General features: G+C 61.7%; 8 protein-coding genes and 1 rRNA gene. 3 read left to right on the top strand and 6 right to left on the bottom strand.

The window, feature by feature from the left end; translation table 11 throughout:
- Positions 1-477: 477 nt before the first annotated feature.
- On the top strand, positions 478-4,344 hold the full coding sequence (locus tag GM668_RS29770; protein WP_155442602.1) for a carbohydrate binding domain-containing protein: 3,867 nt from the start codon (positions 478-480) through the stop codon (positions 4,342-4,344).
- Between the two features lie 29 nt (positions 4,345-4,373).
- Here GM668_RS29770 and GM668_RS29765 read toward each other — a convergent pair whose 3' ends face one another.
- The 3 genes from GM668_RS29765 to GM668_RS29755 are packed head-to-tail and all read right to left on the bottom strand — an operon-like array spanning position 4,374 to position 7,617.
- A complete protein-coding gene (locus tag GM668_RS29765) occupies positions 4,374-4,892 on the bottom strand; it encodes an RNA polymerase sigma factor (RefSeq protein WP_155442601.1) in 519 nt (172 codons plus the stop codon).
- A 20-nt stretch (positions 4,893-4,912) separates the two neighbouring features.
- Positions 4,913-6,334, bottom strand: a complete 1,422-nt coding sequence (locus tag GM668_RS29760) for an SH3 domain-containing protein (protein ID WP_155442600.1) — start codon at positions 6,332-6,334, stop codon at positions 4,913-4,915.
- On the bottom strand, positions 6,334-7,617 hold the full coding sequence (locus GM668_RS29755; RefSeq protein ID WP_155442599.1) for an SPFH domain-containing protein: 1,284 nt from the start codon (positions 7,615-7,617) through the stop codon (positions 6,334-6,336). Before GM668_RS29755 ends, GM668_RS29760 begins: the two co-directional genes overlap by 1 nt.
- A 200-nt stretch (positions 7,618-7,817) precedes the next feature.
- Between GM668_RS29755 and GM668_RS29750 the strand changes: the two genes are divergently transcribed.
- Both GM668_RS29750 and GM668_RS29745 read left to right on the top strand, forming a co-directional pair.
- A complete protein-coding gene (locus GM668_RS29750) occupies positions 7,818-8,492 on the top strand; it encodes a response regulator transcription factor (RefSeq protein ID WP_170305917.1) in 675 nt (224 codons plus the stop codon).
- A 10-nt stretch (positions 8,493-8,502) separates the two neighbouring features.
- Positions 8,503-10,611, top strand: a complete 2,109-nt coding sequence (locus GM668_RS29745; protein ID WP_155442597.1) for a sensor histidine kinase — start codon at positions 8,503-8,505, stop codon at positions 10,609-10,611.
- A 4-nt stretch (positions 10,612-10,615) separates the two neighbouring features.
- Here GM668_RS29745 and GM668_RS29740 read toward each other — a convergent pair whose 3' ends face one another.
- From GM668_RS29740 to rrf, 3 genes are all read right to left on the bottom strand, one after another.
- Positions 10,616-10,861 carry a hypothetical protein gene (locus GM668_RS29740; protein WP_170305916.1) on the bottom strand — a complete coding sequence of 82 codons (246 nt, stop codon included), beginning with the start codon at positions 10,859-10,861 and terminating at the stop codon, positions 10,616-10,618.
- A gap of 20 nt (positions 10,862-10,881) precedes the next feature.
- Entirely contained in the window at positions 10,882-13,317 is a 2,436-nt protein-coding gene (locus tag GM668_RS29735; RefSeq protein ID WP_211923478.1) for a DUF8189 domain-containing protein, read from the bottom strand.
- 511 nt (positions 13,318-13,828) lie between these two features.
- A 5S ribosomal RNA gene (rrf, locus tag GM668_RS29730) occupies positions 13,829-13,941 on the bottom strand.
- Positions 13,942-13,947: the final 6 nt, after the last annotated feature.

The following is a 13,947-nucleotide window of genomic DNA, read 5'->3' as shown; positions in this document are numbered from 1 at the left end:
CCCACACTTATCGACTGTATGTTTTTAAAGAAGTGCTGATCTTTCGATATCGACGAAGCGTTGTGTTCGTCAGCAGCAGAGAAGCGAGATTATCTAGTGTTTCCTGATATCCGTCAACCCCTCGTTTTGCTTCGCTGTCTTGCTTGAGGCTTGTCAGCGCTGCGGGGACAGAACTATAGCAAAGCCACACATTCCGCGCAAGTTAACGTGCAATGTAGGTAAACTACAAAGTAAACATTGACATAAATTTCACATCACTTTAGTTTACCCCTTCTACTTCGGCAATTTAATTAGGCCGTGGTAGTAATCATACAAGCCACATACAAGCAGTCCCGCAAAGGGCAATCCGCACTGAGACATTCCTGAGACAGCAGTCATCGCATTTCCCGGCGAGGATACCCCTTTGCCAGGCGGCGCTGTCACGGCCTTGCCCCTGCGCTTTCCATCAGCAGTTCTACCCTGTGAGAGGAGATGTGCATGCAGTTCCGCAAGAAACAGTTGGCCGCCAGCCTGGCAGCTTTATTTACCGCAGGCTTGGCATCCGCCGGCACCATCCCGGCAGCGCACGTGTATCACAACCATATGCCGAATTTCTGGCCGTTCTACGCGGTTGATCCAGTGGCCAAGTACAACGCCACTGCCATCGGCGCGCCGGTCCGTTATACGTACGATGGCGAAGTCATCAACCTGAAACAAAGTCCGCCGGCCGGCTACAGCTATTACCTGCCCGCGTCGCTGGGCGGCGGCATCATGCCGCACGATGACCTGGTTGCGTATTATTCCCCCGATGCGAAAACCGGCGCTTATTTGTCCTGGCCCATGCAAGTCGCCAATGAAATGCAAAGCTGGTCGTCCGCCAAAGGGCAAATCCACGTGACCATGTCCGGCGCCGTCATCAACAATGTGCAGAGCCTCAATACGCTGCAGAACGTGCCCGGCTACAGCAATCCATCCTGGGGCGCGGCATGGCTCAATACGTTCACGACGCTGAAGACCGCCAACAATTACCGCACACTGGACACTGTGCACTTCACGGGCCACCACACGATGGGCCCACTGGTCGGTTCCGAGTACTTCCTCAAGGATTTGATCTACCAAAACGTGACACTGGCCCAGCCCTACTTCCTCGGCAACAGCTTCCAGTCATCGAAAGGCTACTTCCCGACAGAACTGGGCTTTTCGGAACGCCTCATCCCCACGCTGTCCAAGCTGGGCGTGCAATGGTCTGTCCTCGGCAATAACCATTTTTCACGCACGCTGAAAGATTATCCTTACACCAGCTATGACGCGGCCGGCGATACACTGACGTCGCCGCCCAACCGCGCCAGCTTGCGCAACACGTCCAATACCGGCAGCTGGGTAGCGGCAGCCATGGCGCACGAACAGCAAGTCGTGGTCAACAAATATCCGTTTGCTTCCACGCCGCACTGGGTGCGGTACGTGGATCCCGCTACCGGCGCCGTCACCAAACTGGCCGGCATTCCCGTCAGTCAGAATGGCTCGTGGCTGGAAGGCTGGGAAGGCGCCGTCACCGTCGATGAAATTGCCACCTACGCGGCACTGGAACCACGCCAGTTCTTCGTGGTGGCGCACGATGGAGACAATTCCAGCGGCCGCGCAGGTTCGCTGAGCACCTGGGAAGCCGGCCATTCAACCACATGCAGCGGTAATGGCTATTGCCTTGGCATCGATGAATACCTGAAAGCCAAACCGATTCCTGCCGCCGACGTGCAGCACGTGCAGGACGGTTCCTGGATCGACACGCGCGATTCCTCATCCGACCCGACCTGGTACCACTGGCATTTGCCGTTCATGATCTGGAAAGGACAGTTCGCAGAGTTCAACCGCGTGACCGGCAATAACCTGGCGCCCAAAGTCAATTTGAAAGGCCAGCAGGAAGGCGCCACTGTCTCGCTGGAATATGGCTGGCATTACCTGGAGCGCAATTTCGCACTGCTGCAGGCAGCGCTCAATTACGCCAAGACCGCAGAACAGATCTGGCTCGACGCTCACCCGAACCACTGGTCACCCACCTCCGCGCTGGACAACCAGGTCACGCACGCCGGCAACCAGTTGAATCCGTGGATGATGTCGTATCCCGTCAAAGGCAACCCCGCTGCCGATTATGCGGGCGGCGCCAATCCTGCCGAACTGGCATGGTACTTCCTGTTGCCCGCAATGGATTCCGGCTTTGGCTACTACGATGAAAACAAGGACGACTCCGTCAAGCCGACCTTGGCATTCAACAATTCGCTGTCGTTTGCCAAGCCCTACGTGCAGGCGCGCCTGGCGAGCGACCGCACCGGACCGTCGGTCTGGTGGCCGCAGCGCTATCCGTACAACCCCGGCTCCGTCAACGCATCGAAAGCTGAAGGCTGGACGGTCCAGCACTACAGCAATGACTTTGCCATCTACACGTATGGCTACGACGTATCGGGCATCGCCAGCGCAAAGGTCAAAGTCCGCGTCCACGCATCCAGCAATATCGACGCCAACGACGACACGTACAAAGTGTATGACCCGGCTGCGCTGGCCGGCGCACCTGGCTTGTCGATCACGCCGGCCAATGTCGGCGCATGGCAGGAATACCCGATGCAGGTGCGCGATTTGCAGCCGGACATGAACGGCGTGGCCTGGAACGCGGCCACGCGCGACACCATCGCCGCCCTGCCTGCGCAGGAAATCGGCGACCTGTATTACGCGTACATTTCCGATTTCCGCAACCAGTTGCTCGACTATTACGTGGAAATGACGGATACGCTGGGTAACGTGACGCGCTCGGAAATCCAGCAAGTGTACGTCGGTGCAGGCCGCTACAAGACCAAGACCGGCGGCTCCGGCTATGAGGAAGATATCAATGGCGCCATCAACGGCGTCTATCCATTCCTCACGGTGGACAGCACGCCGCCATCCACACCAGGCGCACCGGTTGCAGGCCAGGTGACGGACCGCTCGGTATCGCTGTCTTGGCCAGCTTCGACCGACAACATCGGCGTCACTGGCTATAAAGTGTTCCGCAACGGCGTGCAAGTCGGCTCGCCCGCCACCAATGCGTACATGGATACCGGCCTGGCGGCATCAACTGCCTACAGCTACACGGTGATGGCATTCGACGCGGCCAGCAACCAGTCCGGCGCCAGCAATGCCCTGGCGGTGACCACCCGGGCGCCTGACACGCAGCCGCCATCCGCGCCGGGACAGCCAGCCGCATCGAACATCACGCCGCTGGGCGCAACGCTGGCGTGGACCGCGGCAACCGACAACTATGGCGTCACCAATTACCTGTTGCTGCGCAACGGCGTCCAGGTTGCTTCCACGGCCAACACCAGCTATTCGGATAACGGCCTGGCGCCGTCCACCACGTACAGCTACACGGTCAAGGCGCAAGATGCCGCCGGCAATACTGGACCGGCATCGGCTGTCCGCTCCGTCAGCACGCCGGCCGGCAACCTGGCCACCGTGTATTACCGCCTGCCGTCCGGCTGGAACACGGCCAACATCCACTACTCGCCCACCGGCGGCACGTGGACCACGGTACCTGGCGTGGCCATGGCGGCGGCGTGCAGCGGCTGGGTGTCGTACACGGCCAACCTGTCCGCCGCGACTACGATGCAGGCGGTCTTCAACAACGGTTTAGGCACGTGGGATAACAATGGCGGCAAGAACTATACGGTCGGCACCGGCCTGTCCCGCGTGGAAAACGGCGCCGTCAGCACTGGCGCCAATCCCTGCGACGTCGATAGCGCCGCGCCAACGGTACCGTCCGGCCTCGTTGCCAGCAACGTGAGCGCCAGCAGCGCCACCGTTTCGTGGGCAGCCGCCTCCGACAATGTCGGCGTCACCGGCTATTACGTCTACCGCAATAGCACACTGGCCGGCACGAGCACGGGCACCAGCTACACGGACAATACGCTGGCGCCAGCCGTCACCTACAGCTATACGGTGAAAGCGTTTGACGCCGCTGGCAACGTATCGGCCGCCAGCAGCGCGCTGCCGGTGACCACGCCAGCCGCCGGCGGTTGCCAGGTCAGCTTCACCATTGCCAATGCCAATACCGTGGTGGGCCAGAACCTGTACGTGGTCGGCAACCATACGAAGCTAGGCAACTGGTCGCCCGCCAGCGGCTTTGCGCTGGCGATCCAGGGCAGCGGCGCAAACGTCCCGTGGAGCGGCACGGTTACCCTGCCGGCCGGCACATCATTCCAGTACAAGTACGTAAAGTGGAATGGCAGCACGGCAGCATGGGAAAGCAACCAGGCTACCGCGTCGGGCAACCGTGAATTTGCCACACCCGCTGCGTGCAGCGGCACGGTGCAGCGTTCGGACGGCAACTTCAAGTTCTGACGCTGTCTGCCAGGGCTGGCGGCGGCGCGTTATTGCGGCGTATAACCGCCAGCCGCCAGCCGTTCGCGCATCATGGCGCGGGCCCGGTGCAAGCGGCTCTTCAGGGCCGCCACGGTGATCTGCAACTGGCTGGCGGCTTCCGGCGCCGTCAACTCTTCGACATCGCGCAGTACCAGCACGTCGCGGTATTCCCGCGGCAGCGCTGACAGCGCATGGGCCAGGTCGCGCCGCAGCGCCAGCGGATCGTCCGGCAGCGCCGCCTCCAGTTCGTCTGTCCATGGTTCCATGCCGCGCCGCAGGCGCAGCAGGCGATAGCACTCCCGCTCAACAATGCGGAACAGCCATCCGGCAAATGCCGCCACCACGCGCAGCGAACCGATATTGCGCTGCACGCTCCACAGCGCGACCTGCACCGCATCATCGGCATCTTCACTGGTGGCGCACGAGCGCCGCGCAAAGCGGCGCAAATCCGGCTGTGATGCGGCCAGCAATTGTTCCAGCGCGGCTCTGTCGCCCTGGCGGGCCGCTTCAATCAACGATGTATTCATCGTTGCAATTATTACATGAGTCAGCGCAAGCTGATCGTCGTACGCTTCCACGCGGGATCCTGCCATTTGTAAAACGCGGACAGCGATTCCGGCTTGTCTGCACTGCGCTCCGTTGCCAGGGTCGCCATATCCACCAGTTCAAAGCTGCGGCGGAACTTGCCGTCGGCCCGCACTTCGCGCGCCGCCAGCATGCTGCCCGTGCCTGGCACCCAGCCGGCAAATTCCGCATAGCCGATATCGGGGTTGCTGCCGCCAGGGGGCAGTACGTCCACACGCCAGCCGTCCCTGTCCCGATGCCACAGCCATAACTCGCGCCAGCCATCCATCGGCTGCACTGCCAGCGCCAGCGCGTTGCCGGAGGGATGAACCCTGGCCGATGCCGGCCAGACGACGCCATACGTGCAGCGGCGCAGTAGTGGTGTAGCAATCGGATGTTGTGCGTCCGTCAACAGCACGCAGGTTTCTCCCGGCTGGCCCGGCGCTGTCGCCACGGCCAGCCCGCCCGCGCCGGGCATGGACGCCACCGGCGGCATCGCGCCCCAGCGTATCGCCCCCACCCGCACGGCGGCTTCCGTATAGGCATACTGGTCATCTTCCGCCACGTCTTCCCGGTTGACGGAGGCCAGCAGTTGCAGCGCCCTTTCCGCTGCCGGTGCACTGCCTTTGCGCGCTTGCTGGAACGCGATGGCCGACCATACTTGCGCCTTGCGCAGTTGCACGCGGCTTTGCATATAAGGCGGCAAATCCTGCAGCGGCGCGCTATCGAGCAAAGCCGCATGCTCCGCCGTGAAGGTGGCTGGCGGCGCGCCAGGCCGTTCCGGAGCCAGGCAGTCGGGCCGTGTCAGCGCCAGCACGGCGTGCGCGCGCTGCATGGCCGTTGCCGGCAACGCCATCGCCCGCCGCCACGCATCGCCGTCATAGCACAGCCGCACTTCGCCATCCCGCTCGATGCTGCGCAGGGTAACGCCATATTGCGCCGCCACTTCCAGGTGGGCAGCCGTCAAGGCTTCCGCTTGTGCCCCTTGCCGCATCGAGGCGCGCAGCGCCAGCCGCTCCGCCATGCCGCCCAGCGCATCAAAGGGTTCCGCCGTGATGGCGCGTGCCGGCGCCGCCTTCAGATAAGCCGCCGTGTACGCGATGCCCAGCGCTTCCGATCCCGGCGTCTCGCGCAGGAAGCGCACCACGGCCAGTAATTCGGCGGCATCTTTTTCGCCTGTCGCCAATAGCCGCGTGCGCGCTGCGCGGATATAGCCACCGCGCTCGCGCCGGTAGTCATACACTTGCAGATAGCCGTGACGCTCGCCCCGCACTTCCACGACATCGCCCTGCCACAACACGGCCTGCTGCTGCGCCGATTCCTTGGCGGATGCGCGCAGCGGCGTCTGGTCTTGTACGACAATGGCCAGGGTGGCGGCCGCTATTGTAGTCAGTGGCCCGGCCATTATTGCTGCCCCTGTTGCGGTGCGGTTTCCGGCGCTGGCACGGCGCCATTGCCCGCAGTATTGGCCGCAGTATTACCATTCATGCCCAGCAAACCGGCGCCGATAAAGCCGCCGCTGACGGAAGGCGGCGCGATAATGACGGACACCTTGTCCGACAATTTATCCGCCATGGTTTTTTGAATCAGCAGCGGGTGCCGGGTCAGCAACTCGCCTTCACGGGCCATTTGCGCACTGGTGGTCTTGCCCAGCGCTTCCTGGCGATAAGCTTCCGCATCGGCCAGCTTGCGGCGCGATTCCGCTTCACCGGCCGCTTCAATGACGCGCGCCTGCGCATTACCCTCCGAAACGCGGATGCGCGCCACCTTTTCCGCATCCGCTTCCAGTTGCCGCTGTTCGACTTGCTTTTGCTTGAACGGCAGCACATGGCGCATGGCTTCTTCCTGTGCTTTGGCAGCAATGACTTGCTCTTGCGCTGCCGCTTCCGCAGCCTTTTCACGCCGTACCTTTTCCGCATCCGCTTCCAGCGCCGATTGTTTGACCTGCTTTTCCTTTAATTCCAACGTGTAGCGCATCTTTTCGCTTTCCAGCTCTTCCGCCAACAGCTTTTCCATGCCCGCTTTAAAATCTTCCGGCAAGGCCACCTTGCCGATCGCAACGGAGCGCAGCACGATGCCGTCGGCCGCCAGTTTGGGTTTTAATTCCGCTTCAATGGCGGCCTGGATTTCCGGCCGTTTCGATGAAAAGATTTCCCGCACCGTATAACGGGTAAAGACCTGGTACATCACGCCTTGCATGGCAGGGGCCAGTACGTCCGCCGGCACATCGGCAGGCAGTTTGCGCGCCATGTCGGCAAGGCGGTTCGCGTCATAGGCATAGCGCAACGTCAAGTCGACACCGACCGACAAGCCTTCCTGCGACTGGAAGGGTGCGTCGCCGCCGGTCGCGGGACGGTATAACTGGTCGCGCAGCGGGAAGCGGCGCAATACGTGCATGCCGGGAATCGCCACCGTCATCCCCTCTCCCACCTGCACGGCAGAACCTGTCCACTGGTTGACGCGCACCGCACCATCTCCGCGCGCCACCATTTGCACGGGTGGATGCGTATAAATCGCCCAGCCGGCCACACCGGCTACAGTGGCCACGACCAGCAAGTTGCGGGGACGGGGCGACGCCAGCCGCCTGGTGCCGCGCGCTATGGACTGGAACACATAATGGATGCCGCGGCCAGCGGCGGCAAACGCTTTTTTGATCGCCAGCACGATGGCAGCGATACGGACGGACATGGCATTCTCCTTGTGGAAGTTGTGCGCGGGACTGGTTGCCCCGCCGCTGAAGCCATGTTGCGCCGCCTGGGCACGAGCATTCAATGGCGGCGCCCTATCCCTTTACTCCGCCATGTGAAGAAATACTCACAACCTTCCCTGTGACAGCGAAATGGGGAGATACTTGGCATACGCCCAAAGTCATCCGCAGGAGTCGTGCCGTGCCCAGAGTCGCTGTCATTGAAGACGATCTTCCCACCAGTAACCAGCTGGCAGGCTGGATTGCCGCCGCGCGGCCGGGCATCGTCATCGACCAATGGACTACCCGCGACGAAGCGGAACAGGCGATCGAACGGGAGCGCTACGACTTGATCGTGCTCGATATTGAACTAGGCCGGGAACGCCATGCCGGCGTCGCCATCATCAATGCCATCAATAAGCGGCACGGCACACCCGTGCTGGTGGTCTCAGCCATGCCCGCCACGATTTACCGCTCCATCATGAAGGCGCTCGATGCGTGGGATTACCTGCAAAAGAGCACCTTCGACGAAGGGGACTTTGTTGAAACATTCCTCGATATCCTGCGCTCGGTAAAAGAACACAGGCCGGTGGAAGCGCTGGCCATGGACCCGCTGCGCCAGCGTTCGCCCACGTGGCACGGCCAGCGCATCAATTTACCGCTGACCGCACAGCGCATCCTGGCCGCGCTGTTTGCCAGGCGGGGCCAGGTCGTCAGTTACGATGAATTGTTCGACGTCGTCAAAAGCGGCCGCAATCGGGACAATATCCGCAAACACGTGAGCACCATCCGCGATGCCTTCCGCGAAATCGATCCCGGCTTTGCGTGCATAGAAAGCGTGCCGATGCGGGGTTTCCGCTGGACGGACCCGGCCTGACGCGACCGACATGGCCCATGCCGCTTCTTCCTTGCTGTCTGCGCGCAGACTGTGGCGCCGGACTTCGTTACGCTGGCAGCGCTTCCCCAGCCTGGCGCCATACCGCTTGCGCATTGTGCTGCGCATGGCCTTCCTGTCGCTGGCCCTGGCCACGGTCGGCCTGGCCATCTCCGTGCTGCAGCAGGAAAAACAGCTGAGTTATGAAAGCTACGCGCAATCGTTCCGCAAGACGCAAGACCAGCTGGTATCAACGCTGCGCCACCCATCCGGCCAGTTGGCGCTACTCAATCCACACAGTGGCGCCAGCCATGGCGGCTTGCATCCACTGTTATTGCCCTTCCCCGCGCTGGACTTCGATGACCAGCACAAGGTACGGCAAGCCGTCGCCATGTCCGGCTGCCTGGCGCAAGTCGGGCAGCACGGTTCGCTGTGCGCTGGCGTCGGCAACAACCCGTGGGCGGGCGGCTTTATCTACGTGGCCGGCACGTTTGACAGCGAGCGCCTGCAGCCGCACCCACGGCGCGAAGCCGATGTCACGCAGGCGCACCGGGTGGCAGTCAGCGTACAAATCCGCGGCGTGCAATATCACTGGATTGCTCCCTTCGAAGTGCCGCTGGATAGCCCATCCAGTGGCAGCGGCATGCAAGGCCGCCTGACCGGGCTGAACGCGCAAGATGCCGGCAAATCCAATGCGCGCCCCGTGCGCGATTTCCGTGGCTGGATCTGGCAAAGCCCAGTCTGCGCCGATACCGGCATCACGCCCGCCGATGCGCCGTGCCGCTACAGCAGTTTCTTTTCCATCCGGCTGCCCGTCGGCATCTTGCAAGACGCGTTGTTCGACCAAACCCGCCCAGTGTGGCCGCCGGCTGACCTCGACAAGATCACGGTACACGTGGCCGTGTTGCCACCCGGCGATGGCGCGCCGTTACTGGATACGGCTCGCGACACCATTACGCCCGCCTTTTCACTGGCAGCCTTGCGCACGCAATTGCTGCCCGGTGAAACGCTGGCCATTACCCGGCCCGGTGGCGCAGAGATCGCCCGCATTGCCGGTGCGGCAGATCCTGCGGCGCCGGCCTCGCCGTTGTTGCTGCGCCTGATCCGGCGCTTGCCCGTCGAGACGGAAAGCGCGCCGCTCGACAGTGCAACGACTGTGGCAACGCCGTCGGGCGACTACACGCTGCAACTGCACGGCGATGCGCGCAGCGTCAACCAAAACCTGGGGGTGGTGGCCACGCGGGTATCGTGGTTTGTCGGCGCCATGCTGGGCGCACTGTTGCTGGCATGGCTGGTGGTGGAAGTGGGCATCATCCGTCCGATCGGGATCTTGACGCGGCGTGCCAACAGCGTCGCGCAACAGGGCAGCGACAGCCTGGCGCGGCTGGATTTCAGCGATTTGCGGGGCCGCGACGAACTGGGTGTGCTGGCCTCGTGCCTGCATGACCTATTGCGGCGCGTGCATGAAGACGTCGAGCGCGAAGAAATCCGCGCGGAACAAGAGCGCGACATGTGGCATGCGGTAGGCCACGAGATCATGTCGCCATTGCAATCCCTGATGGCCCTGCACGGCAACGGCAGCGACCAGAGCCAGCGCTATATCCAGCGCATGCAGCAAGCGATCCGCATCTTGTATGGCAGCGCGTCACCCGGCGAAGCTTTCCAGTCCGGCAGCGTGCAGGTGGAAGACGTGGACTTGCCCGCATTCTTGAACGACGTGGCATCGTACGCGCCATCCGCCGGCATTCCCAACGTGCGCTTCATCAGCGAAACCGATGGCGCCGTGCTGGTGCGCGCCGATATGCATGCACTGGAAGATGTCATCACGCATGTGCTGAACAATGCTGACCGGCACCGCACAGCAGGCAGCGTCATTACCATGGCGTTGAGCGTTACCGAGCGCAATGCCGCGATCACCATCCACAATAGCGGCAGCCATATTGCAGCGGATTTGCAGGACAAGCTATTTGAATACGGGGTCTCCGGCCGCGAAAGCGGCGGCAGCCGTGGCCAGGGTTTATTTGTGGCCAAGACGTATATGGCAAAGATGGGCGGCACCATCGCCGCGCACAACGCGGGCGATGGTGTCGTCTTTACGCTGACGCTACAGCGCAGCAGCTAACATGTTAATGCATGCGTACTTTGAGGATATCCGGTCCTGCTTCCACCACTTCAAAATTCGGTGCGGTAGCACGCGGCATCATACGGTCATCCGGCCCGGGCATGCCGGCACTGGCACGGCCGGCCGGATCGAAGTCCAGCGTTTCCCGTCCCCGCCGGCTGGGCGGGAATGGGTACGTGGCGCGGGGACGGTAGACCTGGATATCGCCTTCGTCTTCTTCAAACGAGTGCGCCCAGGTTCCGGCCCCCATGGTTGGCTGTCTTGTTTCCATCATGCGTTCATGGTGACCAGCGCATCCAGCACATTACGTGTGACAGGCGTAATCAGCGGCTGCTGGGTATTCGGCAATCCGCCTTGCGGCTGTTCGCCTTCGCGGAAACTCGTGATGATGCCGCCCATGTTTTCGTAGCCGGTGACCGATGGGCCCCAGGCAGAGCCATTCCACCATTTGTGGTACAGCGCACTGTCCGTGCCGGTAACGAAGACATCGAGACGGTTCGGGCCCCACGACGCCACGCGCGGCGCCGACGTGCAAATCCCGCCCATGTATTCGTAGCCGGTAAGCGATGGTCCCCAGGCCGAACCATTCCACCATTTGTGGTACAGCGCGCTGTCCGTGCCAATGACAAACACATCCAGGCGGTTCGGGCCCCATGCGACCACTTCCGGTTCTCCCACGCAAATACCGCCCATGCGTTCAAAGCCATCAACCGATGGCCCCCAGGCGGAACCATTCCACCATTTATGGTACAGCGCGCCATCGGTGCCGGTGACAAACACATCGAGGCGGTTCGGGCCCCACGCGACTGCCCGCGGCGCCGATGTGCAAATACCGCCCAGCCGTTCATAGCCGGTCAGCGACGGGCCCCAGGCCGATCCATCCCACCACTTATGGTACAGCGCGCGGTCCGTGCCGATCACGAAGATATCGAGGCGGTTCGGGCCCCACGACACGATTTCCGGCTGGCCCACGCAAATGCCGCCCATGTTTTCATAGCCGGTGACAGACGGCCCCCAGGCGGATCCGTTCCACCACTTGTGATACAGCGCGCGGTTAGTGCCCAGTACGAACACATCGAGGCGGTTCGGGCCCCACGACACGACACGCGGATCGCCCAGGCAAATGCCGCCCATGTTTTCATAGCCGGTGACAGACGGTCCCCAGGCGGATCCGTTCCACCACTTGTGGTACAGCGCACTATCGGTACCGGTGACAAATACGTCGAGGCGGTTCGGGCCCCACGCCACCACTTGCGGCACGCTGGTGCAGACGCCGCCCATGTTTTCATAGCCGGTCACGGACGGACCCCAGGCGGAGCCATTCCACCACTTGTGATACAGCGCACGATCCGTGCCCAGTACGAATACGTCGAGACGGTTCGGGCCCCATGCCACGACAGGTTCCGAGCTGGGGCGTATTGTCGTACCGGTGCCCAGGCCGATGCTGGCGCGCACGCCGTCCAGGCAAGCTTGCATGCGGGCGACCTGGCCAGCAGTGAACATCACCATTGCGCGGTCATCGACGTAATCCATGTAATTCATGAACATGTCGCCGTTCGGACCATTGCTGCATGAAACATGGGGGAAGGTCGGCACCCCTGTGTTGAAGCCAGCCTGGTTCGGCGTGTCGGCCACGTTATCCGTGCCGGAGCAGCCCGTGCCGTCATCGCCCCAGATATGGTTGAGGTTCAGCCAGTGGCCGATTTCATGGGTGGCTGTGCGGCCCAGGTTGAATGGCGCAGCAGCCGTGCCCGTCGTGCCGAAGGCGGAGTGCAGGATCACGACGCCATCCGTGGCGGCGGGACCGCCGGGGAATTGCGCATAGCCCAGCAAGCCGCCGCCCAGCTGGCACACCCACAGGTTCAGGTATTGGTCGGCAGGCCACGCATTCATACCGCCGCTGGCCGTGGATTTCACCGCGTCATTGTCGGAGAACGACGCCACCGTGGTCTGGCGGCGTTCGATACCGGAAGTCGGCGCGCCATGCGGATCGATGGTCGCCAGGTAGAATTCAACGCGGGCATCCGTCGCCAATGGCAAGAATGGCGCCGGCGTCGTGCTGACGTCAGGATTGGTGCGGCGGAAGTCGCGGTTCAATACATCGATCTGGCTGGCGATCTGTGCATCGGAAATATTTTGCGCAGTGGTATTCCACACCACATGCACGACAACAGGAATGCGCGTGATGCCGGTGCGCTGGCTCGACTGTTCGCCAGCTTCATAGCGCTGCGCGTGGATTTCAATTTCATCACGGGCGCGCGCATATTCAGGGTTGGTGGACAGCAGGCGGCGATGCACATCCATCGTGGCGCAGCGGCGTATTTGTGGCGCATTTTCACCGCCGGAGCCACCATAACCGCCGGGGCCGCCATAGCCGCCACTGCCTCCCGATCCGCCAGATCCGCCGGAACCGCCCATGCCGCCGGAATTGCCATCACCTCCGCCGTCATTCATGCCGCCGCCAGGCATGCCGTCATCGCGGCTGTTTTTTTCATTCATGCCGCCAGTCGGCATGCCATCTTGTGGTCCCCGTTTCGACACGCCTGGCATGCCGCGGTCATTCGGGTCCGCCCAGCCCAGCGAACCTTCGCCGGCCATCTGCTGGGAAACGCTGGTATTTTCACTCTGATATCCGCTGCCAGTGTCGCTGCAGCCGCAGCCTTCCGTCGTTGGCGCAGCCGCCCCTTTCTGCTGTTTCGCTCTCATGGTCTCTCCCTTGTCTCTGGGTTTAGCGCATGTGCATCCACATGCGTCTCGTACGACTAAGACAAAGATAGTGAAAGAAGTTCCGTTAAATCTCGCACATTCTCACATTTTGCCGAATTAATATTTACCTGCTGAGCAGCTTGCGATAGTTAAATTGGAATGGTCGGTTTCCAGCAGGATTTTATTCTTTCCGGATGCAAATCGCCGCGCTCCGTGGTTCTTGGGTTAGTATGGTTGGCACACTCCACCTCCGCCGGACGCCGTCTATGGATTTGAAGAAGTTGATGATCTGCCGGCAAGACTATGCGGATTTCCACGCGCTTGGTAAAAGCCGACAAGGTATTTGTCATTTGGTCTGAACTTATGACCGGCCTGTTGATGATTTATTAATGGTGCCGGGTGATATTGCCGAGAAGGTGACGAAAGCCTTGAAGTCAGCCATTAATCAATAAGCGGCAACAAAAGCAAAAAGCCCCGCCAGAATTAACTGACGGGGCTTTTTTAATAACTAGCCTGACGATAACCTACTTTCACACTGGTTGCAGCACTATCATCGGCGCAGAGTCGTTTCACGGTCCTGTTCGGGATGGGAAGGGGTGGGACCGACTTGCTATGGTCATCAGGCTTTGA

Origin of the sequence: Pseudoduganella ginsengisoli (assembly GCF_009720865.1) — a bacterium.
GTDB classification, from domain to species: domain Bacteria; phylum Pseudomonadota; class Gammaproteobacteria; order Burkholderiales; family Burkholderiaceae_D; genus Rugamonas; species Rugamonas ginsengisoli.
Note: the sequence above shows the minus strand (reverse complement) of the source record. Positions and strands in the feature narration are given on the sequence as shown.

Coding starts and splice junctions, on each gene's coding strand:
- GM668_RS29770 (WP_155442602.1), top strand. CDS start 478: ATGCAGTTCCGCAAGAAACAGTTGGCCGCCAGCCTGGCAGCTTTATTT.
- GM668_RS29765 (WP_155442601.1), bottom strand. CDS start 4,892: ATGAATACATCGTTGATTGAAGCGGCCCGCCAGGGCGACAGAGCCGCG.
- GM668_RS29760 (WP_155442600.1), bottom strand. CDS start 6,334: ATGGCCGGGCCACTGACTACAATAGCGGCCGCCACCCTGGCCATTGTC.
- GM668_RS29755 (WP_155442599.1), bottom strand. CDS start 7,617: ATGTCCGTCCGTATCGCTGCCATCGTGCTGGCGATCAAAAAAGCGTTT.
- GM668_RS29745 (WP_155442597.1), top strand. CDS start 8,503: ATGGCCCATGCCGCTTCTTCCTTGCTGTCTGCGCGCAGACTGTGGCGC.
- GM668_RS29740 (WP_170305916.1), bottom strand. CDS start 10,861: ATGGGGGCCGGAACCTGGGCGCACTCGTTTGAAGAAGACGAAGGCGAT.
- GM668_RS29735 (WP_211923478.1), bottom strand. CDS start 13,317: ATGAGAGCGAAACAGCAGAAAGGGGCGGCTGCGCCAACGACGGAAGGC.